This is a genomic window from Shinella sp. SUS2 (genome assembly GCF_001262505.1).
Lineage (GTDB): Bacteria > Pseudomonadota > Alphaproteobacteria > Rhizobiales > Rhizobiaceae > Shinella.
In genome coordinates this window covers 1-25,746 of the sequence record NZ_KQ410725.1, presented here as the reverse complement: position 1 = coordinate 25,746, position 25,746 = coordinate 1, and the positions used below count along the sequence as shown (strand labels likewise).

23 protein-coding genes are annotated in these 25,746 nt (G+C 62.5%); 17 read left to right on the top strand and 6 right to left on the bottom strand.

Features of this window, described 5'->3' with window-relative positions; translation table 11 throughout:
• Positions 1–2 precede the first annotated feature (2 nt).
• The 4 genes from trkA to hflX all read left to right on the top strand — a co-directional run bounded on the left by trkA (position 3) and on the right by hflX (position 4,019).
• Positions 3–1,379, top strand: a complete 1,377-nt coding sequence (gene trkA / locus AKG11_RS05300) for a Trk system potassium transporter TrkA (protein ID WP_050743182.1) — start codon at positions 3–5, stop codon at positions 1,377–1,379.
• A gap of 37 nt (positions 1,380–1,416) precedes the next feature.
• Positions 1,417–2,280, top strand: a complete 864-nt coding sequence (locus AKG11_RS05295; RefSeq protein ID WP_050743181.1) for a D-amino-acid transaminase — start codon at positions 1,417–1,419, stop codon at positions 2,278–2,280.
• Between the two features lie 96 nt (positions 2,281–2,376).
• Positions 2,377–2,619 carry an RNA chaperone Hfq gene (gene hfq / locus AKG11_RS05290; RefSeq protein ID WP_023514954.1) on the top strand — a complete coding sequence of 81 codons (243 nt, stop codon included), beginning with the start codon at positions 2,377–2,379 and terminating at the stop codon, positions 2,617–2,619.
• Positions 2,620–2,696: 77 nt separating this feature from the next.
• The gene (gene hflX, locus AKG11_RS05285; protein ID WP_023514953.1) at positions 2,697–4,019 is read left to right on the top strand and encodes a GTPase HflX; all 1,323 of its coding nucleotides are present in this window, start codon (positions 2,697–2,699) and stop codon (positions 4,017–4,019) included.
• 188 nt (positions 4,020–4,207) lie between these two features.
• Here the strand turns inward: hflX and mazG are convergent, their stop codons facing one another.
• Positions 4,208–5,041, bottom strand: a complete 834-nt coding sequence (gene mazG / locus AKG11_RS05280; RefSeq protein WP_050743180.1) for a nucleoside triphosphate pyrophosphohydrolase — start codon at positions 5,039–5,041, stop codon at positions 4,208–4,210.
• An 8-nt stretch (positions 5,042–5,049) separates the two neighbouring features.
• Complete coding sequence (locus AKG11_RS05275) at positions 5,050–5,637, bottom strand: deaminase (protein ID WP_050743179.1); 588 nt, start codon at positions 5,635–5,637, stop codon at positions 5,050–5,052.
• Between the two features lie 197 nt (positions 5,638–5,834).
• Between AKG11_RS05275 and cysG the strand changes: the two genes are divergently transcribed.
• The 5 genes from cysG (at position 5,835) to AKG11_RS05250 (ending at position 10,815) form a co-directional block, all read left to right on the top strand.
• On the top strand, positions 5,835–7,274 hold the full coding sequence (gene cysG, locus AKG11_RS05270; RefSeq protein ID WP_050743178.1) for a siroheme synthase CysG: 1,440 nt from the start codon (positions 5,835–5,837) through the stop codon (positions 7,272–7,274).
• A gap of 1 nt (position 7,275) precedes the next feature.
• Positions 7,276–7,593 (top strand): DUF2849 domain-containing protein, encoded by a 318-nt coding sequence (locus AKG11_RS05265; RefSeq protein WP_023512811.1) that lies wholly within the window; start codon positions 7,276–7,278, stop codon positions 7,591–7,593.
• A gap of 9 nt (positions 7,594–7,602) precedes the next feature.
• Positions 7,603–9,276: a nitrite/sulfite reductase gene (locus tag AKG11_RS05260; RefSeq protein ID WP_023512812.1), complete on the top strand. Its 1,674-nt coding sequence runs from the start codon at positions 7,603–7,605 to the stop codon at positions 9,274–9,276.
• Positions 9,277–9,287: 11 nt separating this feature from the next.
• Entirely contained in the window at positions 9,288–9,788 is a 501-nt protein-coding gene (locus AKG11_RS05255) for a DUF934 domain-containing protein (RefSeq protein WP_050743177.1), read from the top strand.
• Positions 9,789–9,999: 211 nt separating this feature from the next.
• On the top strand, positions 10,000–10,815 hold the full coding sequence (locus AKG11_RS05250) for a ferredoxin--NADP reductase (protein ID WP_023512814.1): 816 nt from the start codon (positions 10,000–10,002) through the stop codon (positions 10,813–10,815).
• Positions 10,816–10,868: 53 nt separating this feature from the next.
• On the opposite strand, the gene AKG11_RS05245 is transcribed toward AKG11_RS05250, so the two are convergent.
• Both AKG11_RS05245 and AKG11_RS05240 read right to left on the bottom strand, forming a co-directional pair.
• On the bottom strand, positions 10,869–11,489 hold the full coding sequence (locus AKG11_RS05245) for a GntR family transcriptional regulator (protein ID WP_050743176.1): 621 nt from the start codon (positions 11,487–11,489) through the stop codon (positions 10,869–10,871).
• Positions 11,490–11,651: 162 nt separating this feature from the next.
• Positions 11,652–13,007, bottom strand: a complete 1,356-nt coding sequence (locus tag AKG11_RS05240) for a M10 family metallopeptidase (protein WP_050743175.1) — start codon at positions 13,005–13,007, stop codon at positions 11,652–11,654.
• Between the two features lie 186 nt (positions 13,008–13,193).
• Here AKG11_RS05240 and AKG11_RS05235 point away from each other — a divergent pair, with 186 nt between their 5' ends.
• From AKG11_RS05235 to AKG11_RS05210, 6 genes are all read left to right on the top strand, one after another.
• Positions 13,194–13,415 carry a hypothetical protein gene (locus AKG11_RS05235; protein WP_037408405.1) on the top strand — a complete coding sequence of 74 codons (222 nt, stop codon included), beginning with the start codon at positions 13,194–13,196 and terminating at the stop codon, positions 13,413–13,415.
• A 165-nt stretch (positions 13,416–13,580) separates the two neighbouring features.
• Positions 13,581–14,915 (top strand): ferredoxin reductase family protein, encoded by a 1,335-nt coding sequence (locus AKG11_RS05230; protein WP_245290148.1) that lies wholly within the window; start codon positions 13,581–13,583, stop codon positions 14,913–14,915.
• A 106-nt stretch (positions 14,916–15,021) separates the two neighbouring features.
• Positions 15,022–18,333, top strand: coding sequence for a c-type cytochrome (locus AKG11_RS05225; protein WP_050743174.1), 3,312 nt, complete (start codon positions 15,022–15,024; stop codon positions 18,331–18,333).
• A gap of 67 nt (positions 18,334–18,400) precedes the next feature.
• Positions 18,401–19,294: an OmpA family protein gene (locus AKG11_RS05220; protein ID WP_023514239.1), complete on the top strand. Its 894-nt coding sequence runs from the start codon at positions 18,401–18,403 to the stop codon at positions 19,292–19,294.
• Positions 19,294–20,958 (top strand): caspase family protein, encoded by a 1,665-nt coding sequence (locus AKG11_RS05215; RefSeq protein WP_050743173.1) that lies wholly within the window; start codon positions 19,294–19,296, stop codon positions 20,956–20,958. Before AKG11_RS05220 ends, AKG11_RS05215 begins: the two co-directional genes overlap by 1 nt.
• On the top strand, positions 20,958–22,511 hold the full coding sequence (locus AKG11_RS05210) for a caspase family protein (RefSeq protein WP_050743172.1): 1,554 nt from the start codon (positions 20,958–20,960) through the stop codon (positions 22,509–22,511). The genes AKG11_RS05215 and AKG11_RS05210 overlap by 1 nt, the downstream gene beginning before the upstream one ends.
• A 46-nt stretch (positions 22,512–22,557) precedes the next feature.
• On the opposite strand, the gene AKG11_RS05205 is transcribed toward AKG11_RS05210, so the two are convergent.
• On the bottom strand, positions 22,558–23,355 hold the full coding sequence (locus tag AKG11_RS05205) for a M10 family metallopeptidase C-terminal domain-containing protein (protein WP_156334067.1): 798 nt from the start codon (positions 23,353–23,355) through the stop codon (positions 22,558–22,560).
• Positions 23,356–23,734: 379 nt separating this feature from the next.
• Positions 23,735–24,910 carry a tyrosine-type recombinase/integrase gene (locus tag AKG11_RS05200; protein ID WP_245290149.1) on the bottom strand — a complete coding sequence of 392 codons (1,176 nt, stop codon included), beginning with the start codon at positions 24,908–24,910 and terminating at the stop codon, positions 23,735–23,737.
• 282 nt (positions 24,911–25,192) lie between these two features.
• Between AKG11_RS05200 and AKG11_RS05195 the strand changes: the two genes are divergently transcribed.
• Positions 25,193–25,402 carry a helix-turn-helix domain-containing protein gene (locus AKG11_RS05195; RefSeq protein ID WP_050743170.1) on the top strand — a complete coding sequence of 70 codons (210 nt, stop codon included), beginning with the start codon at positions 25,193–25,195 and terminating at the stop codon, positions 25,400–25,402.
• Positions 25,399–25,671, top strand: coding sequence for a hypothetical protein (locus AKG11_RS05190; protein ID WP_050743169.1), 273 nt, complete (start codon positions 25,399–25,401; stop codon positions 25,669–25,671). Before AKG11_RS05195 ends, AKG11_RS05190 begins: the two co-directional genes overlap by 4 nt.
• The last annotated feature ends 75 nt before the right edge of the window (positions 25,672–25,746 follow it).

Genomic DNA, 25,746 nt, shown 5'->3' with positions numbered 1-25,746 from the left:
GCATGAAGGTCATCATCTGCGGCGCCGGGCGCGTCGGCTACGGTATTGCGGAACGGCTCTCGGAAGAGGGCAACGACGTTTCGGTGATCGACACGCAGCCCTCGCTGATATCGGCCATAACGGAAACGCTCGACGTCAGCGGCGTCGTCGGTCACGGCGCGCATCCGGAAGTGCTGGCCAAGGCCGGCGCGGACCAGGCGGACATGCTGATCGCCGTCACGCTGTTCGACGAGATCAACATGGTCGCCTGTCAGGTGGCGCATTCCCTGTTCAACGTGCCGACGAAGATCGCGCGTATCCGCTCACAGAGCTACCTTGCGCCCGAGTATTCCGATCTCTATTCGCGCGACGACATGCCGATCGACGTCACCATCTCGCCGGAAATCGAGGTCGGCAAGATGGTGCTGCGGCGCATCTCCTTCCCGGGCGCGACTGATGTCGTGCGCTTTGCCGACGACCGCATCGTCATGGTGGCGATCGAATGCATGGAGGATTGCCCGGTCGTCGAGACCCCGCTGAAGCAGCTCAGCGAGCTTTTCCCGGATCTCAACGCCACCGTCACCGGCATCTTCTCCAATGGCAAGCTGTTCGTGCCGAATTCCTCCGACCAGCTGCATTCGGGCGACCTTGCCTATGTGGTCTGCGACAAGGAGCACGTCCGGCGCACGCTGGCGCTGTTCGGTCACGAGGAGCAGGAGGCGGCGCGTATCGTCATCGCCGGCGGCGGCAATATCGGCTATTTCGTCGCCAAGGCGATCGAGGACTATCAGTCGAAGACGCGGTTGAAGATCATCGAGAGCGACCGCGAGCGGGCGGTCGTCATTGCCGACAAGCTGCGCAACGCCGTCGTGCTGCACGGTTCGGCGCTCGACCAGAAGATGCTGCTGCAGGCGGATATCCAGGATGCGGACCTGATCGTTGCGCTGACCAACAACGACCAGATCAACATTCTCGGCAGCGTGATGGCCAAGCGCCTCGGCTGCAAGCAGAACCTCGTCCTGATCAACGACCCGATGTATCAGGATTTTACCAAGACGCTCGGCATCGATGCGCACATCAATCCGCGTGCAGTAACGATATCGGGCATCCTCCAGCACGTCCGCAAGGGGCGTATCCGCTCGGTCTATGCGGTGCAGAAGGGGTCTGCCGAGGTGATCGAGGCCGAAGCGCTGGAGACCTCGCCGCTCGTCGGCAAGCCGCTGCGCGAGATCGAACTGCCGCCCGGTATCCGCATCGGCGCGATCTATCGCGACAAGACGGTGATCCGGCCGGATGGCAACACCAAGATCAAGGCGAAGGATCGCGTCGTGCTGTTCGCGGCCGCTGCGGCCGTGCGCCATGTCGAGCAGCTTTTCCGGGTCAGCATCCAGTATTTCTGAGCGTTTGCATCCGCAAACGCCTATAACGGGAACATCCATGCCGCGCATCGCCTATGTCAACGGCCGATATGTCCGCCATGCCGATGCGGCGGTGCATATCCTGGACCGCGGTTTCGTCTTTGCCGATGCGGTCTATGAGGTCTGCCAGATCCAGCAGGGTTTTATCGTCGATCTCGGCCGCCATCTCGACCGGCTCGACCGGTCGCTGGCGGAAATCCGTATTCGCCAGCCGATGCCGCGCGCGGCGCTGACCGGCATCCTGCGGCAGGTGTTGCGGCGCAATCTGGTGACGAACGGCATGGTCTATCTCCAGGTGACGCGCGGCGTCGCGAAGCGGGATCATGTCTTTCCGGCGCCAGAGGTGCGCCCGACGCTGGTCGTCACGGCAAAAAGCCTGGATCCGGCGGTGAACGCTGCCAAATACGCCTCGGGCATCAAGGCTGCCACGGTGGCCGACAATCGCTGGGGGCGGGTGGACATCAAGACCGTCGGCCTGCTGCCGAATGTGCTGGCTCGCCAGCAGGCGAAGGAGGCCGGCGCGCAGGAAGCGATTTTTGTGGATGCGGAGGGCCATGTGACGGAGGGCGGCGCGACGAATCTCTGGATCGTCAACCGGGCCGGTACGCTGGTCACGCGGCCGGCCGACCACGGCATCCTCAAGGGCATTACCCGCACGACGCTGATGGATGTCGCTGAAAAGCTGGGCCTTGCCGTCGAAGAGCGCCGCTTTTCCGTGGCGGAGATGCTGGACGCGCGGGAAGTGTTCGTAACCGGGGCGACCACCATCTGTCTGCCGGTCGTTTCGATCGACGGGCGTACGATCGCCAACGGCCATCCCGGCATGACCGCACAGAAAATCCGCGAGGCCTTTTTCGCCGTTGCGGAGAAGACCGCGATTTGATACCAAAATCGGCGGTCCGTCACGTCGTGTCGGGCCTGGGGACATTTATTTTAGTCAACCGGTCTCAAGGGCCGGCAATCAGAAAGAAGCGGCGCGATGGCGGAACGTTCTCAGAACCTGCAGGATCTTTTTCTTAATACCGTTCGCAAGCAAAAGATTTCCCTGACGATCTTTCTCATCAACGGGGTCAAGCTGACCGGGGTTGTCACTTCCTTCGACAACTTCTGCGTGCTGCTCCGTCGCGACGGTCACTCGCAGCTCGTGTACAAGCACGCGATCTCGACCATCATGCCCGGCCAGCCGTTGCAGATGTTCGAGACCGAGGAAAGCGGCTCCTGACAGGACCCAAGACCATTAAGAAATCCGATACAAGCAAGGATTCCATCGTTCCGGAGGCTGAAAAGCACCGGGACGATATGCGCGCCGTCGTCATCGTGCCGGTCCTCAAGGCAGCACGTGGAAAACCGGATCCGACCGTGACCATGCGGTCCGACGAGGCGCGGCTGGAAGAGGCCGTCGGCCTTGCCCGGGCTATCGACCTGACCATCGCTTCCTCTGCCGTAGTGCCCGTCAGCCAGCCGAAGCCCGGTACGCTGCTCGGCACCGGCAAGATCGCGGAGATCAAGGCGTTGCTCGATGAACACGATGCCGGTCTCGTCATCGTCGATCACCCGCTGACCCCGGTACAGCAGCGTAATCTCGAAAAGGAATGGGGTGCCAAGGTCATCGACCGCACCGGCCTCATCCTCGAAATCTTCGGCCGGCGCGCCTCCACCAAGGAAGGCACGCTGCAGGTCGAGCTTGCCCATCTCAACTACCAGAAGGGCCGCTTGGTCCGCAGCTGGACCCACCTTGAACGCCAGCGCGGTGGCGCCGGCTTCATGGGCGGTCCGGGCGAAACCCAGATAGAGGCCGACCGCCGGCTGCTGCAGGACAAGATCGTCAAGCTGGAGCGCGAGCTGGAGCAGGTGCGCCGCACCCGCCAGCTGCACCGTTCCAAGCGCAAGAAGGTGCCGCATCCGATCGTCGCGCTCGTCGGCTATACCAACGCCGGAAAGTCGACGCTGTTCAACCGCATCACCGGGGCAGGGGTTCTGGCGGAAGACATGCTCTTCGCCACGCTCGACCCGACGCTGCGCCGCATGAAGCTGCCGCAGGGCCGCACCGTTATCCTTTCCGACACCGTGGGCTTCATCTCGGACCTGCCGACCCACCTCGTCGCCGCCTTTCGCGCGACGCTGGAAGAGGTGCTGGAGGCGGATTTGATTCTCCATGTGCGCGACATGTCCGATCCCGACAACGGCGCGCAGTCCTCGGACGTGCTGCGCATCCTCGCCGATCTCGGTATCGACGAGAAGGACGGGGCGGAGCGCATCCTCGAGGTCTGGAACAAGATCGACCGGCTGGAGCCCGAAGCGCGCGAGGCGCTGGTGCAGAAAGCCGAGAGCCAGCCGACCGTCATTGCCGTCTCCGCCATCTCCGGCGAGGGCGTCGACAAGCTGCTTTCCGAGATCAACCAGCGGCTTTCCGGCGTGCTGGTCGATCGCGACGTCATCCTGCCGGTCACGCAGCTTCAGCTTCTGCCCTGGGTCTACGATCATTCGATCGTCGATGCGCGCGAGGACCTGGAAGACGGCAATGTACGGCTGGAACTGCGGCTGACCGAAACGGAAGCTGCCGAACTCGACCGCCGGCTCGGCATTGGCGGCAAGAGAGTGGTCGAGGACTGGGAGCGCTGAGGGCGCCGGGCTGAGTGCCCCTCATCCCGCTGCCGCGACCTTCTCCCCGCAGGCGGGGAGAAGGGGGTGTCGCACCGGTTTCCTAAAAACCGAAACGTCCCGGATGAAGAGAAGGCCTTGCATCCTGCCCCTTCGCCCCGCTTGCGGGGAGAAGGTGCCGGCAGGCGGATGAGGGGCCTTTCAGCCCCTTACGTCAACTGCCGCTCGATCCGCTTTGCCGCCTGCCACAACTCTTCCATCCGCTCCAGCGTCGCCGCTTCGAGGCTTTCGCCGTTGGCAGCAAGGTTGTCCTCGATATGCGAGAAGCGGTTGCGGAACTTCGTGTTCGTGCCGCGCAGCGCCATTTCCGGATCGGCGCCGACATGACGGCCGATATTGACCAGCGCGAAGATGAGGTCGCCGAGTTCGTCGGCGACGGCCTTCTTGTCATCGTTCCGCAGCGCTTCCCGCAGTTCGTCGACCTCTTCCTCGATCTTGTCGAGGATCGGCGCCGGTTCGGACCAGTCGAAGCCCACCTTGGCGGCGCGTTCCTGAAGCTTCAGCGCCTCGACAAGGGCGGGGAACGAACGTTGCACGGAGCCGAGATGGCCGCGGAGCGGGTCGTCCGGCAGGCCGCGTCTGGCCCGGCGCTCCTTGCGCTCCCGCTTCTCCGCCTGCTTGATCGCATCCCACTGCAGCTTCACCGCTTCGGGCGTGTCCGCGTCCGAGCGGGCGAAGACATGCGGATGGCGGCGGATCATCTTGCGCGTGACGGCTTCGACGACGTTGCCGAAGTCGAATTCGCTGCGCTCCTCTGCCATGCGGGCATGGAAGACCACCTGAAGGAGGAGGTCGCCCAGCTCCTCGCACAGGTCGCCCATGTCGTTCCGCTCGATGGCGTCGGCGACCTCGTACGCCTCCTCGATCGTATAGGGCTTGATCGTCTCGAAGGTCTGGACGACGTCCCAGGGGCAGCCTGTCTCAGGCTGGCGCAGGGCCGCCATGATCTCGATCAGGCGTTCGATGTCGCGGCTCGGTTCCATCGCGGTTCTCAGTTGAGGGGGATGTTGTTACCGGTCTTGCCGGACTGGTAGGCGTCCGACAGGTCGTCATAGGTGGCGCGGATCTTTGCGTCCTGTGCTTTCAAGGCTGCCTTCGCGGTCTCGTCGGAAGTGGTGATGAGATCGGCGATGGCGGCGGAATGCCAGAAGGCGTTCGTCTTTGCATAACCGCCGGGATCGAGCCGGAAAACTTCCTTGAGGATGCGCAGATCGTGCGGGATCGCAAAGCTGTCGCGCGAATCCTCATGGCTGAAGAAATAGTAGAAATTGTCGAAGCCTGCCCAGGTGATGGCCGAAAGGCACATGGAACAGGGCTCGTGCGTGGAGAGGAAGATGTAGTCCTTCGTGTCCGGCTTCTCGATGCGCTCGTAGAGGCGCTTCAGCGTGTGCACTTCGCCGTGCCAGAGCGGGTTTTCCGTCTCGTTGTTCGTTTCGGCGATCACGAGCGAGAGATCGGCCTTGTTGAGGATAGCCGCGCCGAAAACCTTGTTGCCGGCGGCAACGCCGTCGCGCGTCAACGGCAGAATATCGAATTCGATGACATCGAGGAGGCGCTTTGCAAGGGCGGACTGGTCCATGATGGGAATCCCCGTTGGCGTGACAGTGCCTCCATAGCGGCCGGTGCGGTGGGCAGGCAAGGGTGGCCGGTGACTTATGCTCAAAATGCGGGAGGTGCGAGCAAAACAATACGCGCCCCCGGAGCCATTGGAATTTCTGTTTCTTTTGTTTGTGGCCATTTTTCGCGATAGTGCGCAGACTTCAACCGGACCACACCATGACCGCAGCACACCAGAAGCTTTCGACATTCCCGGCGTTCTTCCGCGTCAGCGGCCGGACGGTCGTTGTCGTGGGTGGGGGTGACGAGGCGTTTGCCAAGGCGCGGCTGCTGTTCAACACGGATGCCCGGATCGTCGTGCTCGCCGAGACGCCGGAGGCCGACTTCGCCCGCTTCATCGCCGACAAGGGGCTGGAGCTGGTGCGTGCATCCTTTTCCAGTGACGCCATTGCCGATGCGACGCTCGTTTTCGCCGCGACGGGCGACGCTGCCACCGACCGGGCGATTTCCACCGCGGCCCGCGCGCTGCGCATTCCGGTCAATGCCGTCGATCAGCCGGACTACTGCGATTTCTTCACGCCGGCGCTGGTCAACCGGGCACCCGTCGCCGTCGCCATCGGCACGGAGGGGGCAGGCCCCGTCCTGGCGCAGATGATTCGCGCGCAGGTCGACCAGATCCTGTCGCCTTCGCTCGGCCGCCTTGCCAGCCTCGCCAACGGCTACCGCGAAGCCGTCGATCGTATCCTGCCGCGCGGCGTGACGCGGCGCGTCTTCTGGCGCCGCTTCTTTCAGGGCGCCGTGGCCGATGCCGTCAACAATGGCGATATCGAACTCGCGCAGCGTACTGCCGATTCCCTCCTGACCTCGCAGGGCAGGGCCGCCGGTCATGTCTGGCTCGTCGGCGCCGGTCCGGGCGCAGAGGATCTCCTGACGCTGCGCGCCCAGCGCGTGATGATGGAAGCCGACGTCATCGTCTTCGATGCGTTGGTGCCGCAGGCCATCGTCGACATGGGGCGCCGCGATGCCGAGCGCCTTTCCGTCGGCAAGCGCAAGGGCTGTCATTCCAAGTCGCAGGAAGAGATCAACGACCTGCTTGTCGAACTCGGCAAGGCGGGAAAACGTGTCGTGCGCCTGAAATCCGGCGATCCCCTGGTCTATGGCCGTGCCGGCGAGGAAATGGCGGCGCTCCGCCAGGCGGGCGTCACCTATGAGGTCGTGCCCGGCATCACCTCCGCCTTCGCCGCGGCTGCCGATTTCGAACTGCCGCTGACGCTGCGCGGCGTCGCGTCCTCGCTCGTCTTCACGACAGGCCACGACCTGACGGGCTCTGTCCTTCCGGATTGGGCGCGGCTTGCGATCTCCGGCGCCACCGTGGCCGTCTATATGGGCCGCACGGTCGCCGCCTCCGTCGCCGCCCGGCTGATGGAAGCGGGCCTGCCGGCCGAGACGACGGTCGCTGTCATTGAGAATGCCAGCCGGCGGGAAAAGCGGCTGCTGCACGGCACGTTGAAGGACCTGCCGGGCCTTGAGCACCGCGACGAGCTGACCGGTCCCGTCATGGTGATCATCGGCGACGCCGTTGCCGGCGCCAATTTCGAACATTCCGAGTCGCTCGCTGTCCGCGAGCCGGTTCGCACCACAGCAGTATTGGGAGCATGACATGGCCGACAAGGTTCTGACAGCCAACCGCCTTTCCGACGGTATTTCCGTCTGGCTGGATGCGAGCGGCACCTGGAACGAGCAGCTCCAGGCTGCCTTCGTCGCGCGCCACAAGGAGGCCGTCGACGCGCTGGAAGCGACCGGCAAGCAGGCCTTCGCCGACAACAAGGTGGTTGACGTGAATGTCGTCGATGTCGAAGAGATCGACGGCGTGCTGCGGCCGCTGCGCATGCGCGAGCGCATCCGTGCCGCCGGCCCGACCATTCCCTATGCCGCCGGCTATGCCGGCTTGACTGCGACGGCCGCTTCGGCCGCCTGAGGAACGCCTATGTATCGCTACGACGAATTCGATCACGCCTTTGTTTCCGGCCGGGTGGAGCAATTCCGCGATCAGGTGGGCCGCCGCCTGTCCGGGGAACTCGCCGAGGATGCCTTCAAGCCGCTGCGCCTGATGAACGGCGTCTATCTGCAGCTCCACGCCTACATGCTGCGTGTCGCCATCCCCTACGGCACGCTGAATGCGCGCCAGATGCGCATGCTGGCCTATATCGCGCGCAAGTATGACCGTGGCTACGGCCATTTCACCACGCGCCAGAACATCCAGTACAACTGGCCGAAACTGTCGGAACTGCCGGACGCGCTGGCCGATCTCGCGACGGTCGAGATGCATGCGTTGCAGACCTCGGGCAACTGCATTCGCAACGTCACGGCCGATCATTTCGCCGGCGCTGCGGCCGATGAGGTCGCCGATCCGCGTCCCTATGCGGAAATCCTGCGCCAGTGGTCCTCCGTGCATCCGGAATTCTCCTTCCTGCCGCGCAAGTTCAAGATCGCCGTCACCGGCGCAGAGCGCGACCGCGCGGCGATCCAGGTGCACGACATCGGCCTGCACCTGAAGAAGAACGACAACGGCGAGATCGGCTTTGCCGTCTATGTCGGCGGCGGGCAGGGCCGCACGCCGATGGTCGCCAAGAAGATCCGCGATTTCCTGCCGGAAGAGGACCTCCTGTCCTACACGACTGCGATCATGCGCGTGTACAACCTGCATGGCCGGCGCGACAACAAGTACAAGGCGCGCATCAAGATCCTCGTGCACGAAACCGGCGCGGAGGAACTGGCGCGGCAGGTGGAGGTGGAGTTCGCCGAACTCAGGAACACCGAGCTGAAGCTGCCTGAAAGGGACATCGCCGCCATCACCGCCTATTTCGCGCCGCCGGCACTTGCCGCGCGTGCCGAAGGCTGGGCGAGCCTTGCACAGTGGAAGAAGGCCGATGCCGACTTTGCCCGCTGGGTGCAGCACAACGTGCATCCGCACAAGCACCCCGACTATGCCAGCGTGACGATCTCGCTGAAGCCGATCGGCGGCATCCCGGGCGATGCGACGGATGCGCAGATGGAGGCGGTCGCCGACATTGCGGAGGAATACGCCTTTGACGAGATCCGCGTCAGCCATGAGCAGAACCTGATCCTGCCGCATGTGGCGCTGGCCGATCTCGAGCCGATCTATCGCGGCCTTGTCGCCTCCGGGCTTGAAACCGCCAATGCCGGCCTCATCACGGATATCATTGCCTGTCCCGGGCTGGACTATTGCGCGCTGGCCAATGCACGCTCGATCCCGGTCGCGCAGGAGATCTCCACCCGCTTCGGCTCGCCCGAGCGCCAGGCCGAGATCGGCGAGCTGAAGATCAAGATTTCCGGCTGCATCAATGCCTGCGGCCACCATCATGTCGGCCATATCGGCCTGCTCGGCGTGGAGAAGAAGGGCGAGGAACTCTACCAGATCACGCTCGGCGGGTCCGGCGACGAGAACACGTCGATCGGCGAGATCATCGGACGCGGCTTCGAGCCGGAAAAGGTGACGGATGCGATCGAGGTGATCGTTGATACCTATCTCGGCCTGCGCCTTGAGCCCTCCGAGACCTTCCTGACCGCCTATCGCCGCGTCGGGCCGCAGCCGTTCAAGGATGCGCTCTACGGCGACAAGACCGCCGCGGCAGCCTGAGGAGACCGGTGATGACGAAAATCTGGAACGAAACCGGCTTCGTGACCGACGATCCCTGGGTGGTCGAAACTGAAGAGACCAAGGCCGGCTCGAACGAGAAGGCGATCCTCGGCCTCGGCGATTTCCTCGCGAAGGTCTCGGAGACGGACGAGGTCGGCCTCGGCGTGCTGATCAATCCGGCGGATGACGTGCGCAAGCTCGAGGGTCATCTCGACCGCATCGGGCTGGTCGCAGTCGCTTTTCCGGCCTTCAACGACGGGCGGGCCTTCAGCCATGCCTCGCTGCTGCGCGCGCGCCTCGGCTTCAAGGGCGAGGTGAGGGCGGTGGGCGACGTGCTGATCGACCAGATCCCGCTGATGCTGCGCTGTGGTATCGACAGCTTCGCCGTCACCAATGCGACGGCGCTGAAGCGGCTTGCGGAAAACCGTCTGCCGGGCATCGACAACCACTATCAGCCGACTGCGCGTCCGTCCGGGGACGCGGGTTCCTACAGCTGGCGCCGCCGGGCCTGATGCGGGCGCCGGCCGGCGAATAGCCGCAATTTCGTGGCAGCTTTGCGCGAGATCAAGGCCGGACGGCCGGCCTTGCGCAAAAACGACATGAGCGGCAAACTATTGCGCGGCCAATCAGCGCATTGGAACGGAATACCTTCCTTTGCTGCTCAGGATGTAATATCTGCCTATCGTCAAATTTTCTCGACGCGAAGCCAGGACCGATCCCGAAATGAACGCACCTGCCAAGACCGAAGATTTTGTGGCCTCCGCCATTCCCGCCGGCGTTTTCGCCGAGACGGTGACGAGCGTGCAGCACTATACGGACCGTCTGTTCCGCTTTCGCATGACGCGCCCGGAAAGCTTCCGCTTCCGTTCCGGCGAATTCGCCATGATCGGCCTGATGGTCGGCGACAAGCCGGTCTATCGCGCCTATTCGATCGCCAGCCCGTCCTGGGACGAGGAGCTGGAGTTCTTCTCGATCAAGGTGCCGGACGGCCCGCTGACCTCCCATCTCCAGCAGATCAAGCCGGGCGACACGGTGCTGATGCGCAAGAAGCCGACCGGCACGCTGGTGCTCGACGCGCTGACGCCGGGCAAGCGGCTCTACATGTTCTCGACCGGCACGGGCATCGCGCCCTTCGCCAGCCTCATTCGCGATCCGGAAACCTACGAGAAATTCGACGAGGTCATCCTGACGCATACCTGCCGCGAGGTTGCGGAACTGAAATACGGTTTCGACCTCGTCGAAGAGATCCGTAACCACGAGTTCCTTGCGGAAGTCGTCGGCAACAAGCTGCGCCATTATGCGACGGTGACCCGTGAGGACTATCCGTTCCAGGGCCGCATCACCGACCTCATCCGCAACGGCAAGATGTTCGCCGATCTCGGCGTGCCGCATTTCGACCCGGCGGTCGATCGTGGCATGATCTGCGGCTCGTCGGCCATGCTGAAGGAAACCAAGGTGCTCCTGGAAGAGGCTGGCCTGATCGAAGGCGCTAACAACAAACCCGGCGAATTCGTCATCGAACGCGCCTTCGTCGATTGAGCGAACGCCGGTCTTGAAGATTGATGGGCGGCCTTCGGGCCGCCCTTTTCGTTTCAGCCGGTGAGGTCGTCGATGAGGGTCGCCATGGCGGCGGCGGCGGCGGGGCCGTCGGCGTTTCGGATGGCGCGGATCACCTTCACATGCAGGTCCACCGAGCGGTCCATCTGCCGGCTGTCGGCACGCGCGAACCAGAGGCGGCGGGCATGGGTCTGCAGCGGGGCGAGGGCGGTTGTCAGGAAGCGGTTGGGACAGGCCGCCTCCATGATCTCGTCGAAAGCCTTGTCGGCGGCGAGAAAGCCTTCGATGTCGGAATGGATCGAGCAGGCGGTCATCGCCTGCGCGCAGGCGACGAGCGATTCGCGGTGCGCCTCGTCCGCATTGCGGGCGACAAGCTCGGCGGCAAGCGGCTCCAGCTGGCGGCGCGTTGCCATGACCTCGGCGTGGTCCTCGGGCCTGATCGCGGTGATCTGCAGGCCGGCCCGCGGGCGCACGACGATCAGGCCCTGCCATTCCAGCTTCTGGATCGCCTCGCGCACTGGCGTCCGGCCGTGGCCGGCAAGCGCGATGAGCTGGCGTTCCGTGACGAGCGAGCCGGGTTTCAGCTTGAGCGTGACGAGCAACCCTTCGAGGGCGAGATAGGCGAGGTGGGCCTGCGAAGCCGCGCTTTCCGTCATTTCGTGTCCCTGTTTGATATATCACATCGTCGCATGCCGTGAGGCCGCTGTCCATTGTTGTGATATATCACTGACGTTTCCGCCGGCTTCGGGCCGTGAAAGGCATGAAAAAGGCCGGAACGTGCGTTCCGGCCCATCTTTGCCTGAATTCTTGCTGGGAAATCAGAGCAGGAAGTCGCGCGCGTCGAGATCCTTCAGCTTGAAGTCGTCGAGGATCAGGATGTCGGTGGCCGAGAGCTTGATATGCACATCGTCGCCGACCTGCGAAGCCTTGCTGAGCACGCTGCTCACCTTGGAGAAATTGTAGGAGCGAAGATCGATATCGTCGACATTGTCCTTGAAGTCGGTAACCGTGTCGCGGCCGTAACCCTTCTTGAAGATGAAGTCGTCGTTGCCGGCACCGCCGGTGAGCACGTCGTTGCCGGCGCCGCCATCGAGCTTGTCGTTACCGACCATGCCGAAGAGCTTGTCGTTGCCGGCATTGCCCTGCAGCGTGTTGTTCGCCTGGTTGCCACGCAGGACGTCATTGCCGCTGCCGCCCTTGGCGTTCTCGATCAGCGAGCGGGTGTCACCCTTGAAGAGGAGTGCGTTGAAGATGTTGCCACGGGCATAGGCATCGCTTTCGAAGTTCAGCAGGGCAAGCTGGACGTCGCTGAATTTCGAATGCTGACCGGGGCGAAGATCGACATTGACGCCGGTTTTGTAGGCGGAGAGGTCGTAGGTATCCTTGCCGCCACCGTCCCAGATGGTGGCGAAGATCCGGTTGCCTCCGGCGTCGATGGCGACCTTGCCATTGACCAGCGTATCGCCGCTGCCGGGCTTCCATTTGTAGACCGTGTTGCCTGAATTGGTTGAAAAGTCGGCGCCGTACATGCGCTGCAGGGCGGCAATGTCGGCCATCATGTAGGACTGGGCATAGTCGAATTCGCCGTTCCTGTAGCCGTCCGCCGGGCCGCCGATGTTGGAACGATAGGTCATGATGGAATACTCCATCGAATCCTTGTTGCCCGGCAGGGCAGGGAAACCGTCGTCTGTCTCATGGCCGTGCTTCAGGCCGAGCGCATGGCCGATTTCGTGCAGCATCGTGGCCCAGGAGTAGTTGCCGGCGACGGGCGAGCGATAGTCGAACGAGCGGCCGAACCAGAGGTCGCCATCGCCGTTGGTCGTGCCGGGATAATAGGCCCAGGCCGTATCCGGGTCGTTGGATTCGGCAAAACGCAGGTTGGAACTCGTCGTGCTTCCCTGTGAAATGGAAAGGCCCGTGAACCCCTCGACCGAAAAACCGTTGTTCGCCGCGCTGCCGAAGCTCGTATCGAGTGCGAAACGGGCAGCGGATTGCTGCATGGAGGATATCGAACCGAAGCCGTTGTCTTTTTCACCGGCATAGGTGTAGGCGGACGACGACGTGGGGAACGCATAGGTCACCGAGCCCGACCAGGCCTTGCCCGACAGAACGCCGTCAATCATCGATATGCCGGTCTCGCCGATCGTCTTGGTGGTCTTGCCTGTACCTGTCATGTCGCATTCTCCTCGTCTGCTTGGTGTCTCGGGTGCGTGCCTTGGATAGACCGCAATTCAGGTCGATTCTGTGAACACTTGAACCATGCACGCTTCCCGTGGTGAAATGGAAGCCCGTAGAACAGGACGGACAATTGCCGAATGGTATTCGACCGGAGGTTAAAATTGCTATCAAAGATATCTATCGTGGCGACCACCAGCCTTGTCCTTGCAGCGGCTGGTGAGGCGCCGGCCGGCACTGGCGGCATCATGGCAAAGCCCTCCGATCCCGAGAAGGCCGTACAGGCTGAGTATGAAAATCTGAAGTCGAAAGGGACGCGTGACGCGCTGGAATTGTTTATCGCGCGCCATCCGAAGCATCCGCTCGCCGACCGGGCGCGTGAGGAGATCGAGCGGCTCGGAAAGTAGACCCGCTCACGAAGCCGACTAAAAAAGAAGGGCGCCGCGAGGCGCCCTTTGCACATTCGCATGCAGCATCGATGTTACCTCCGGCGCTCTTTCCAGACGTTTCCCTTTCCTAATAAACCATCCCGAATAAAGCCGTGCGCCCGCCCGTCGATAGGAGGAATGCGGTTGACGAACGTCATGGGCCTTGCCAGCATGCCCCTGGATTTCGGACCGGACCAGTTGAATTTGTGGGGGCATACGTTGACTGCGGGTTCCATCGTCGCGACGCTTTTGATCATTTTTGCCGGGCTGCTGGCTGTTCCAGCCGTCAGCCATACCAATGCGGGAACCACCTTCTCCCTGATGGCCTCCTCCATGGCTTTCGTTGCCATGGGTATCGCGCAGTTCATGGCGACCCGCCCGCCTTTCATCGAAAGACTGTTCGGCGGACTCGACCGCATCTACCAGTTCCATCGCAAGATCGGCATCGCGGTGCTCTGTCTTATCCTCGTGCACTATTTCGTCGCGCCGGATTTCCAGGGCCTTTCTGTGACCAGCGGCCTCAACCTGCTTGCAAAGACGGCAGGTGAGTGGGCCTTCTACGGCTTCGTCTTCCTGCTCGTCCTCAGCCTGGTGAAGGTGATCCCGAAAACACGTTTCCAGATTCCCTACCAGTACTGGCGCATCACCCACCGTTTCATCGGCCTGCTCTTCGTGCTCGTCGCCTTCCACCAGATGTTCATCAAGCGGCCTTATGACGGCACGGTGCTGCTGGCGGTCTACCTCAACCTCTTTGCCACGCTGGGTATCGTCAGCTATGCCTATACCCAGCTCCTGCCCTGGCTGCGCACGCGGAAATACGAGGTGGTGAATGTCGAGCGCCATGACGGAGCGACGATCATCTCGGCCAGACCCACAGGCCGCAAGCTCCGGGCCATGCCCGGCCAGTTTGGTTTTTTCCGCGTCAACAAGCCGGGCCTGCGCGAGCCGCATCCCTTCACCATCGCCGGCATCGAGGACGACGGATCGGTGCGTTTCGCCATCAAGCCGCTCGGCGACTACACCAAGGCGCTGCGCGAGACGGTGGCCGTCGGCGACGCGCTGACGCTGGAGGGCGGCTACGGCCATTTCAACCACAAGCGCGGTGGCAAGAAACAGATCTGGCTAGCCGGCGGCATCGGCGTCACGCCGTTCCTCGCCATGGCGAGCAGGCTGAAGGGCGACGAGGGGCAGGATATCCACATGGTCTACTGCGTGCGCGACGGGGCCGAGGCGATCGGCCTCGACACGTTTCGGGCGCAGGCGGAAAAGCTCGAGAACTTCAATTTTGTGCTGCACAATTCGGCGACCGACGGCCGCTTCGACGCCTCGAAGCTTGTTGCCGGCACGAGCATGAACCCGGCGGAGGCCGATTTGTGGTTCTGCGGCCCGCCGCCCTTGCGGATGGCGATCGAAAAAGGACTGAGGGAACTCGGCAAGGCGCCGCGCCGCGTCGAGTTCGAGCGTTTCGAATTTCGGTAGGGCAGTTTCCAAGGAAACTGCGAAGCGGTTTCTCTTTCGGAATTGTGGTTCAAGTGTTTGCATTTCCAGCCGGTGCGCCGGCTTCATGGAGCGAAAGGAACAAGCCATGCGCATGTTCAGGACATCATTCTTCAGCCCCGGCGCCCGGCTTGCCGCTGCCATCGGCCTTGCCGTGGCGGCGTTCTGTCCCACCGGAGCGCTCGCCATCGACCAGTTCGCGGCCAATGCCTACGGCACCTACAAGGCGAATGCCGAAAATGGCAAGCTGCTGTTCGGCGCAGCCGGCTGCGGCGCCTGCCACGGCTCCGGTGACAACACCGAGCTGCTTTCGGGCGGCATGGAAATGCAGACGGCGATCGGCAAGTTCTTTGCGCCGAACATTTCCGCCCATCCGAACGGTATCGGCGGCTGGTCCAATGCGGACTTCCTGAATGCCGTCATGGTGGGCCTCAAGAAGAGCGGCGACAATCTCTATCCGGTCATGCCCTACACGTCCTATGGTGGCATGAAGCCGGAGGACGTGCTCGACATCAAGGCCTATATCGAGACGCTGCCGCAGTCGGATGCCGCCTCGAAGGAACATGAGATCGCCTTCCCCTTCAGCCGCCAGACGACGATCACGCTCTGGAAGCGTAGCCATTTCACCGTGCCGGCTTACCAGCCGCGCGAGGAAACGCAGATGGAGCGCGGCCGCTACCTGGTCGAGAATGTCGGCGGCTGCGGCGATTGCCATACGCCGCGCACCACGACCTACGGTCTCGATCTCGCCCGCGCCTATGAGGGCGAGAAGGGCCTGACCGGCGCCGTCGCGCCCGATATCACCAAGGCCCGCATGGCCGGCCTTGCCTCGCACGAGGTCTTCACCAAGGGTCTGATCGACGAAGGAAAGAAACTCTCCGGCTCGCCTTTGGCCGATCCGGTCATGCGCCGTATTGCGCAAGGCCTTTCGACGCTGTCGGATGAAGACAAGCAGGCCATGTATGCCTTCCTTGCAGACCGCGAGGTCAAGGTGACACCGGTCGAGACCAGCACCGCGCCGGTCTGCAGCGAAGCGACCGCCGAAACAGCGCTCGCCGCCGGTGGCGGCAGCGCCGAATTCGCTTCGGCGGCCGACGCTTTCATCGGCAAATATTGCCGCAACTGCCATGGCCCGGGCGAAAGCTCGCAGGGTTCCTTCCCTTCGGGTGATCTTGCCTCGATTGCCGCCAATCCGGCCTTCGTGACGCCGGGCGATGCCGCCAAGTCGCTGCTCTACACCAGCGTCACCAGCGGCCGCATGCCGCTCGGCAAGCGCCCCGATGATGCGGAAGTGCAGAGCCTTGCCAACTGGATCAACTCGCTGAACAAGGATGCTATCCCGACAGCAGTGTCCGCGACGAAGACCGAGCGCTCGCGGCCGATGCTGAAATATCTCGATTTCGTCGAACTGGCGCTGCGCGATGTTTCCAAGGTCGATGAACACGACCAGCCGTTCATGCGCTACTTCAGCTATCGCGACCAGTACAACGGGATGATGAGCTGCGAGAGCCATGAAACCTTCCTGAAGCGCATGAAGGTTCTGGCGGGCGGGTTCAAGAAGCTGCTCAACTCGCTCTCTTACGGACCGGAACTGGTACTTCCGGAAGAAGTGGAAGGTTCCGACGGCTTGCTCGTGCGTGTCGACCTGCGCGATCTCGAATGGAGCCAGGAGGACTACGACTTCCTGATCAACGAATACTTCTATGGCGTGGACCCGGCCAGCGACGCCCAGCTGCACTCGCTTGCCAAGGCGACGCAGACGCAGTTGCCGATCATGCGCGTCGACTGGTTCATGAGCAACGGTGCCCGGCCGAAGGTCTATAACCGTCTCATGAAGCTGCCGACGAACATTTCCGAGCTGGAAAAGCGCTTCGGTGTGCCGGTCGACCAGAACATCGAGCGCCGTCGTATCGTCCGCGCCGGCTTTGCCGATGGTTCCTCCGGCGTTTCCGACCACAACCGCATGCTGGAGCGGCACGACATGCCCTTCGGCGGCTACTACTGGAAGTCCTATGACTTTGCTGGCGATGTCGGCAAGCAGGTGCTGAAGCGCTTCCCGGCAGGACCGGAGGGCGTGCGCCTCAAGGCGGGCCTCGAACCCTTCGATCATGACGGCGGCGAAATGATCTTCTCGCTTCCGAACGGCATGCAGGGTTACTATCTGTCGACCGACAAGGGCGACCAGCTCGATATCGGCCCGACGGCGATCGTCTCCTTCCGCAAGCGGCCGATCGGCAAGGGCGTCGAGATCATCAATGCACGCTCCTGCTTCGACTGCCATTTCGACGGCATCCTCTCCAAGCGTGACCAGCTGCGTGAACATATCGAAACGTCGACGCTGTTCTCGAAGGACCAGCAGGACGAACTGCTCGCCGTCTATGTTCCGCAGGAGGAACTGAACGAGGTGTACAAGCGCGACACCGATCGTTTCGTCGCCGCGCTCGATCGCCTCGGCATCACGGAAGCGACGGCCGGCGGCGGCAAGACCAGCCTGAAGGCTCCCGGCGGCGCCGAGATCTTCACCTACTTCGCCGACAAGTACGAGGACGAGCTGAACTTCGAGCAGCTGGCGGCCGAATTCGACATGACGCCGGAAGAGTTCGCCTCCGATATCCGCCGTCTCACCGATGTCAATGCGCTGCGTATCGGCATCGACTGGGTGGCGACACTCGAATCGGGCGCGACGATCCCGCGCGTCGAGGTCGAAGAGCAATACGCCTTCATGCTTCAGCCGCTTCTCCAGCTCGAGCCGCTGAAGCGCGGCGTCAACCCGGAGGGCAATGCCGGCCAGCAGTCCGCCGACAACAGCGGCTACCAGCAGCCGGAGCAGAAACCGGAACAGAAGCAGGAACAGGCCGGCACCGACTACCAGCAGAAGCCGGCCGATCAGGCCACGGGTGGCGACCAGTATGCCAAGCCCGAGGAGAAGGTCTATGTCCCGCCCTACAAGCAGGACGACAAGGCGCAGGAGAGCAAGGTGAAGCTTGCCCTGCATGTGCCGTCGACAAGCGCGAAGGTTGGGGATTACCTTGCCTTTGAACTCAGCACGAACCATGCCTGCGAGCTGCAGGTGATGTATGTGGAAGACACCGGCAACGTGGAGATCATCCCCGACGTGATGATCGGCAGCACCACGCTCAATCCCGGTGAGCGCCGCCTGATCCCGCAGCCGGGCACGGGCAACCTGACCTTCGATTCGCCGTCTCCCGGCGAAACGATGATCGCCTACTGCCGCATCGGCGGCCTTGGCGACCAGAAGCTGACGGCCGAGAAGGCCAAGGAACTGGCCGCAAGCACGAAGCAGCCGCTGACGCGCGGCATTGCCGTCAATCTCGCCAAACAGGCCGAGAAGGACAACGGGGCAAGCGGCGTCCAGATGGTGACCTTCGAGATCAAATGACGTGAGGGGCGGGGGCCTGCGGGCCCCTGCCCATTTCTTACATGAGGACATGAAGGCTGGACCGACAATGCTGATGCGATCCCTTGCAGCGACACTCTTCGTACTGGCCGGAGCGGCGCCTGCCGCCGCGGCCTGTGAGGCCTTTACCGGTGTCGTCGAGGCGCTCAATGCAGGGGACGAGCAGAAGGCACGCGCGCTTGCGGAAACGGCGGGCACGGCCAATTGCAGCGCCAACGAACGGGCGCTCACCGGCCGTATCGCAGCATTGACGACCTTCAATCGCATCGCGACCGCCGTCGGCAGCGGCGGCCGGCTTTCCGATCATCGGCAGGCGCTGGAAGACCTGCAGCGCCAGTATGGCGGTCCCTGGCAGGTGCTGGATGCGCTCGGCGATCTCGCGCGCGAGCGCAAGGACTATGAACAGGCCGCGCGCTTCTACCAGCTTGCCCTGGAGGACGGCTCGAACGAGACGCTGACGCCGGACTGGATGGCGCCGGACGAGCAGTACATCCTGCGCCTCGACAGGCTAGCCAGCGAAATGCGCCTTGCCGCACCGCGGCCCGTGCAGTTGGCCATGCGGGGCGGTTGCAAGGTTTCCTTCCGCGGCGTGAAGATCAAGAAGAAGTCGACGCCCGTGCGCTACGTCTTCGGCACGGCGGATTTCACACCCGAGGGCATCGAGGCCGCAAAGGATCTCTCGGAATGCCTGAAGGCGGTCAAGCCTGGTGCGATCACGCTGATCGGCCATACCGATCCGGTCGGTTCGGCGGAGGCCAACTACAGGCTCTCCGTCGCCCGCGCAGAGACGTTGAAAAGCTATCTCTCCAGCAACGGCTATGCCGGCGCGATCACCGTGGAGGGCAAGGGCGAGGACCAGCCGTTCAAGCCGGATGATGCCAGTGCCTATGATACGGAAACGCTGAACCAGCTGCACCGCCGGGTGGAAGTGGACGTGGAGTGATGAGAGTGCTGCCCCGCCTTCTGGAGCCTGTCTGCCTTGCCTTTGCCTCGAAGAGCGACGGCGCTCCCGTTTGCCGTGTCCGCGTGCTGTTGCGTCGTTCCCTTGCCGGAACCGCGCTGGCGCTTTGCCTTGCTGCCGCTGCGCCGCTTCCGGCCTTTGCCGCGCAGACCCACGCGCTTGTCGTCGGTGCCGATCAGTATCCGAACGATGTCAGCCTCGACGGCGCGGTGCGCGATGCGGAGGACGTCTACCGGGCGATGAGCGCTGCCGGCTTCACGGTCCGGAAGTTTACCGATGCCGAGGCCCGCAAGGACGACATCCGCAAGGCCTGGATCGACATGGTGGCCGAGGCGGCGGCCGGTGACACGATCATCTTCACCTATGCCGGCCACGGCGCGCAGATGCCCGAACTCGTCGCCGGCGACGAGGCCGACGGGCTCGACGAGTTCCTCCAGCTGCCGGGCTTCGACCGCAACCGCTATGCGGAGACCTCGAACGAGATCATCGTCGACAACGAGATGAATGCCTGGTTCGGCGAGGCGGAAGCCAAGGGCGTACATGTGCTCTTCGTGTCCGACAGCTGCTTTTCGGGCGGCATGAGCCGTTCCGTCACCGGCAAGACCCGGTTGGCGCCAGCCGTCACGGTCAAGCTCGCACCGCCCTCGCAGGAGGCGCTCGCCGGCGCCAACCTCAAGGAAATCGATTTCAAGCAGGTAACCGTGCTTGCCGCCTCGTTGGAAAGCCAGCCGACGCCGGAGGTCATCATCGACGGCGAGCCGCGCGGCGCCCTCAGCTGGAGTTTCGCGCGTGCCCTTGAAGGGAGCGCAGACCGCGACGGCGATGGTGTCATTACCCGTATCGAACTGGAAGACTACATCTTCTCTAACGTGAAAAACCGCTCGGAAGCCTTGCAGGTGCCGAACTTCATGCCGCAGGTGGCCCGCTCGGAGAGCGAGGTCGTCGTGCGGCTGACGCGTGGCATTCCGGTCGAGAATGCCACGGTGGCGACGACGGACACCGGCAGCACTGCGGCCGCGCAGAAGACCATCAAGTCGGCCAAGGAGCTCGGCTGGACGGGTAGTATCGCGCTCCAGGTCGATGGCGCGGCCGACAAGCCGAAGAACGCGGATGGCAGTGGCACACCCTATCGCTGGGATGTGGCGAGCGGCGTCTTCTACACGCCGAACGGCGACGTGGCGGCGGAAAATGTCGGGGCGGACCGTATCCAGGCCGTGGTCGACAAATATGTCCTGCTCGATTTCCTGAAGGCGCTTGCGAGCCAGAATCCCGGCTCCGTCTCGCTGACGCCGGTCAAGGACATCTATGCCGCCGGAAACCGCCTGCGCTTCGATGCTCCGCCCGGCCGCTATCCGAACATGCTGGTCTTCAATCTCGCCAATACGGGCGAGGTGCAGTTCCTCGACATGCAGGCAGCCGGCACCACCAGCTCGCAATTCAAGCTGACGGATGTCGAGGTGGTCAAACCCTTCGGTGCCGATCACCTGATCACGATCTGGACCGGCGAGCCCGTCGATGCGATCGGCGCGGTGCTTGCCGACAAGACCGTGACCGCCGAAACCCTGCTGCAGGCGCTGCTGACGCGGCTCGACGGCAAGGAGGCAAGTGTCGCCATCCAACCCCTCTATACGCGGGAAACGCTCTGATGATCCGTTACGCCGCCGCTCTTCTCCTCTCGCTCTGCCTGGCTGCCACCGCCGAGGCGGCCGACAGGGCGCTTCTGATCGGCATTGGCACCTATGCCACGCTGCCCGAAAAGATGTTCCTCGAGGGGCCGAAGAACGACGTGCCGCTGATCGAGAAGCTGCTCAAGGAAAAACAGGGTTTTGCCCCGGAATCGATCCGTATCCTCCGGGACAAGGATGCGACCAAGGCAGCCATTCTCGCCAGCATCGAGGAATGGCTTGTCGCCGGCACCCAGCCCGGCGACCGCGTCTACTTCTATTTTTCCGGCCACGGCCTTCAGGTGAAGGACCAGAATGGTGACGAGGAGGACGGGCTCGACGAAGCGCTGTCCACCTTCGACATCGCCGCCGGCGATGGGGACTGGACCAACGTCATTCTCGACGACGAGATCGACGCGATGCTCGCCAAACTGAAGGACCGTGCCGTCTCCATCGTCATCGACGCCTGCCATTCGGGCACGATCTCGCGCTCGCTTTCCACCAATGTCGGCGAGGCGCTGGAAAGCGCGCGTTTCCTGCCGCGTCCCTTCGCCAAGCCGGTCGAAGCGGTGAAGACACGCGGCCTGCGCATCGACGTCGCGGTGGTCGACAAGCCCGAAATCGCCAAGCAGAACGGCGTCGAGGCCTGGAGCGCCGCCTCGTCCTACCAGGTGGCCTGGGACGACACGCGCCTGCCGCCGGAAGAACGCCACGGCGTCTTCACGCTTTCCTATGTGAACGGCCACGAGATCGCCGCCGGCGACAGCAACGGCAACGGCATCGTCTCCAATGCCGAGCTGCTGGAATATGTGAAGAAGCAGTCGCAGACCTATTGCTCTGCGCAGACCCAGTGCCAGGGCCTAGACCCGCAGCTGGAGGTCAACTACGCGCTGCTCGGTTCCAGCGCCACCACGCCGACCGTCGATGCCACCGCCCAGCAATACCAGCAGCCACAGACGGGCGGCGACACCCAGCAGCAGACGCCCGATTACGGCAAGGTCGAGGAGGTGAAGGTCGAGAACACTCCGCAGACGGTCTATGTCGCCGCCGACCCGGTGGATGCCGTTGGTGACATCCTCGGCAAGGCCGAGACGGGCGACGTCAAGGTGGCGCTCTCCTCCGACAGCCTGAAGAATGGCGACGTCTTTAAGATCACCGTGACCAGCAGTACGGGCGGGCACCTGATCCTCTACGACGTCGACAGGGACGGCAAGGCGACCCAGATCTTCCCGAACGAATCGGCCCAGAAGATCACGCCGCTGACCGCCAACACTCCGCTCACCATTCCGGACGACTACTATGGCTTCGACTTCGAAGCGGAAGGCCCGAGCGAAAATGTGCTGGTCGCCATCGTCATCGCCGACGACGTCGATCTCACCAAGGTCGCTCCCAGCGACTACGGCCTGACCAAGGAGCTCGATGCCCGCACCACCATCGCCGACATTGCCGGCACGTTGCAGCAGACCTGGACCCGCGATACGGAAAACCGCAGCGTCAACTGGTCGCTCGGGCTGCTGAAATACGCGGTCTATTGAGCGTTCGCTTGCGGGATTGCCGATGGTGGCCGCACGCGCGGCCGCCTCAGAACTCGAAAAGGTCGAAGTGGAAGATGAGCGAGCCTTTGAGACGAACCATGAAGTCCGCCTTTCCGTCACCATTCGTGTCGCCCAGCAGCAGCGTTTCCCTGCCGCTCTTTTCGTAACGCAGTTCTCCGGCCTCCTTCGAGAACTTGTCCTGCGCGATGAACTTGAAATCCTGGGTTCCCGGTCTCTTTGTATTGGCGTCCCAGAGGTGCAGGTCGATCCTGTCGCCATCCTTCGCACTGAAATCCGTAATCAGGTCGGCCGTTTTCTTTGTCTTTCCGGTATCGCCCTTGCGGAAAATGAACAGGTCGGCGTCTCCCCCGCCCGTCAGCACATCCGCGCCTTTGCCGCCGGTGATGTAATCGATGGTTTTGCCACCTTTCAGGACGTTGGCCTTGGCGGTGCCGTTCATTTCATTGGCGAACAGCACATCGATCCTGACATAGCTCTCTTTCGTGAACGAACCGCCCCGCCAATCGATCAGCATCCATTCGCTTCCGTAGGCGATATCGGATCGCTCGAGCCAATGCAGGTTCGTATCCAGACGGAAGCCAGCGATCGGCGGCAGCTCGTTGTTCACGTCGAGGATATGCGGCCCGTTCGGTACATAGAGGGTGAACAGGCCCGTTTCATAGAACTTGATGCTGATGCCGGAACCGGTGAAGTCCATCGAAAAAATGCCCCCCGTCGGGTTCTTTTCCCAGCCGCCCGGCGAATCCGACGCGCTTTGCGTCTGGGCCGTCGTGATTTCCTCGCCAAGGCCGACTCGCTTCAGACCCCAGCCGGCATAGGGCATGCCCCAGAGATGCTTCGGATCCGGTGTGTTCACTCCATTGACGCGATAGAACCAGTAATCGATCTGAATAGTCTTGTTATCAAATGACATTTTATGCGCTCGAATGCACGAATCTAGAGCGCAAGGTTAGAAGCCCCATGCTTGCCGGAAACTTAACGGGCGCAATTATGGGTAGCCGCCGAAAGGTTGCACAGCCGCATCGTGATCGGGCCTTTAGAAAGCCTGGCTTCTAAGGGCGATACGCCGAATTTTGTCGATGTCACTGGGGTCTTGTGGTGAGCGCGCAGGGATTCGAACCCTGGACCTACTGATTAAAAGTCACAAGGTTAAGGCTTGTTTATCAGGCGTTATGGTGTGGCGTGTGCCAAGTATGTGCCAATCATGACAATGCGTCGGCGAGCTTGTCGAAGGCTTCATGGTGGCTTTCGCTAGGGAAGAGGTGGCCATAGCGATTCATCGTGATTGCGTAGCTCGCATGACCGGCGAGCTTCTGCACGGCTTTTGGCTGGAGGCCCGCCTCGATCCAGGTGCTGACGGCGAAGTGGCGGAGAGCATGCCATCCGATAGGCTCGATCTCGGCCGCCTTCACAAGCGGATTCCATAGGCGCTTGGTGTGATTGGTGTGGCGGGTGAAGTTTCCTCGGCTATCCGGGAAGACGTAGTCGTTGTCGCCCTTGAACTTCGCTGTCTCGCGATAAGAGGTGAGGGCGGTTACCATTGCCTTCCCCAATGGGACCGCCCGCTTGCCTGCCGCGCTCTTCGTAACGTCGATCCCGCCGAACGCATCTAGGCGCTGCTCGACCTTAACCAGCGCCTTGTCTAGATCGATATGTTTCCATTGGAGCGCCCACTGCTCAGAAGCGCGCAGTCCGGTCGTGGCAGCGAACGTGACGCGAAGCTTCGCGCTGCCCTCCGCCTTGGCGAGCAGTTTGGCTATATCGGACTTGGATGGCGGGGTTACCTTCTCGCCGTCTTCATCACGGGTGCCGATGACGCGGATTCCCTTGGCGACGTTGATCGTCGCGAGATCGCTTTCGACGGCGTGCTTCAGTATCCTCGAGAGTGTGCCGAGAACCCGGCGGGTGGTCACGACGCCGGCGCCATGCTTCCGCATTTCATCTCGGAACTTGATCACGCGCGCAGCGGTGAGGTCGGCGAGCTTCACCGCGCCGATGCCGCCTTTGAACCCTATCCCGTCCTTTCGTTCCTGGCCGGCGCGGCGCATCACGTAATCATGGGCAGGGTCTATCCAGTTCTCGCAGTGCTGGCGGGTCGTGCGCAGATAGGTCTCCGTGACCTTCTCGCCGCGGTCACGGCGGTCCGTCATATAGGTGCAGAACGCCTCGCACGCTTTCGCCACGTCCGCCTTGTCGGCCAGGGGGCGATAGGTTCCGGCGCGGGTTGTGCCTTGCAATTCCGCCAGGCGGTTCTCGGCATCGCGTTTAAGGTTGAATTGCTCCCTGTGGCGCTTCCCGTGCCGGTCGGTGAAATCCATCTGCCACGCCTCATGCTTGCCGCTGGCATTGGTCCATATTCTCTTCTTGATTTTTGCCATTGTGACCTCCTGAAATTTACGGCACACGATGACACATGGAAGAAGGAAAGAAAAGGGCTTGACAAACTTGTAAATGTAGTATATGAGATGCGCGTTCGATTTTCTGTGGTGGAGTCGAATGCGCGGGGTGGTGCCCGCACCTAGCTTGGCTTCGGCCTCATGCGGTTCATACCGCGTAGCAACCCCAACCCGGCCACTCTGGTCGGCAACCGAACCTTCTCATTTTTCACGCTATTGAACCGACGCTTGGATTCCGTCCTGCGCTCGGGAGAGGAGACCACAATGAATCCATCCGCAAGCAATGATAATTTCCCCGGTGACCTCCTGCTTGGTGCAAAAGCCATCGGCGACTATCTGGGCATCACGGCCCGCCAGACTTATCGCCTGACCTATGACGGCCTTCTGCCCCATTTCAAACTGGGCGGGACCGTAGCGGCGCGCCGCACGGCTCTGACAAAATGGCTAGACGAGCAGGGCAGGGCCTCCGCATGAGCCGTCTCATCGACCTCGACGCGGCCCCGGAGTTCGTGCTGACCGGTGACGGCCGGCTTGTCGACAATCGCAGCGGCATAGACCTGCAAGGCTCGTTAAGGGAAATCTTGTTCACCGTGACGGGCCTGCTGGCTGATGCAGTAGACCTTGATCTTCCGGAAGTGGACATGGTGGAGGAACAGAAGGTCAGCGCTGCTGAAGCGCTGAAGCGCTGCGCCGAAATTTTTGAGGCTTATGCTGGCGACTTCCGTAAAGCCACTCGGTCTTAGAGGCTGCCTCAAAAAGAGGTGGGTGATTTCAACAGGTTATGATTCCTTCGGATTTGCGAGATTCGATGGAGTTCA

Excerpts from the sequence above, each read along its gene's own strand:
- trkA (WP_050743182.1), top strand. The coding sequence starts at position 3 with ATGAAGGTCATCATCTGCGGCGCCGGGCGCGTCGGCTACGGTATTGCG.
- AKG11_RS05245 (WP_050743176.1), bottom strand. The coding sequence starts at position 11,489 with ATGACGGAAAGCGCGGCTTCGCAGGCCCACCTCGCCTATCTCGCCCTC.
- AKG11_RS05190 (WP_050743169.1), top strand. The coding sequence starts at position 25,399 with ATGAGCCGTCTCATCGACCTCGACGCGGCCCCGGAGTTCGTGCTGACC.
- AKG11_RS05225 (WP_050743174.1), top strand. The coding sequence starts at position 15,022 with ATGCGCATGTTCAGGACATCATTCTTCAGCCCCGGCGCCCGGCTTGCC.
- AKG11_RS05195 (WP_050743170.1), top strand. The coding sequence starts at position 25,193 with ATGAATCCATCCGCAAGCAATGATAATTTCCCCGGTGACCTCCTGCTT.
- AKG11_RS05205 (WP_156334067.1), bottom strand. The coding sequence starts at position 23,355 with ATGCCCTATGCCGGCTGGGGTCTGAAGCGAGTCGGCCTTGGCGAGGAA.
- AKG11_RS05220 (WP_023514239.1), top strand. The coding sequence starts at position 18,401 with ATGCTGATGCGATCCCTTGCAGCGACACTCTTCGTACTGGCCGGAGCG.
- mazG (WP_050743180.1), bottom strand. The coding sequence starts at position 5,041 with ATGGAACCGAGCCGCGACATCGAACGCCTGATCGAGATCATGGCGGCC.
- AKG11_RS05260 (WP_023512812.1), top strand. The coding sequence starts at position 7,603 with ATGTATCGCTACGACGAATTCGATCACGCCTTTGTTTCCGGCCGGGTG.
- AKG11_RS05200 (WP_245290149.1), bottom strand. The coding sequence starts at position 24,910 with ATGGCAAAAATCAAGAAGAGAATATGGACCAATGCCAGCGGCAAGCAT.
- AKG11_RS05255 (WP_050743177.1), top strand. The coding sequence starts at position 9,288 with ATGACGAAAATCTGGAACGAAACCGGCTTCGTGACCGACGATCCCTGG.
- cysG (WP_050743178.1), top strand. The coding sequence starts at position 5,835 with ATGACCGCAGCACACCAGAAGCTTTCGACATTCCCGGCGTTCTTCCGC.
- AKG11_RS05240 (WP_050743175.1), bottom strand. The coding sequence starts at position 13,007 with ATGACAGGTACAGGCAAGACCACCAAGACGATCGGCGAGACCGGCATA.
- hflX (WP_023514953.1), top strand. The coding sequence starts at position 2,697 with ATGCGCGCCGTCGTCATCGTGCCGGTCCTCAAGGCAGCACGTGGAAAA.
- AKG11_RS05215 (WP_050743173.1), top strand. The coding sequence starts at position 19,294 with ATGAGAGTGCTGCCCCGCCTTCTGGAGCCTGTCTGCCTTGCCTTTGCC.
- AKG11_RS05250 (WP_023512814.1), top strand. The coding sequence starts at position 10,000 with ATGAACGCACCTGCCAAGACCGAAGATTTTGTGGCCTCCGCCATTCCC.
- AKG11_RS05210 (WP_050743172.1), top strand. The coding sequence starts at position 20,958 with ATGATCCGTTACGCCGCCGCTCTTCTCCTCTCGCTCTGCCTGGCTGCC.
- AKG11_RS05265 (WP_023512811.1), top strand. The coding sequence starts at position 7,276 with ATGGCCGACAAGGTTCTGACAGCCAACCGCCTTTCCGACGGTATTTCC.
- AKG11_RS05275 (WP_050743179.1), bottom strand. The coding sequence starts at position 5,637 with ATGGACCAGTCCGCCCTTGCAAAGCGCCTCCTCGATGTCATCGAATTC.
- AKG11_RS05295 (WP_050743181.1), top strand. The coding sequence starts at position 1,417 with ATGCCGCGCATCGCCTATGTCAACGGCCGATATGTCCGCCATGCCGAT.
- hfq (WP_023514954.1), top strand. The coding sequence starts at position 2,377 with ATGGCGGAACGTTCTCAGAACCTGCAGGATCTTTTTCTTAATACCGTT.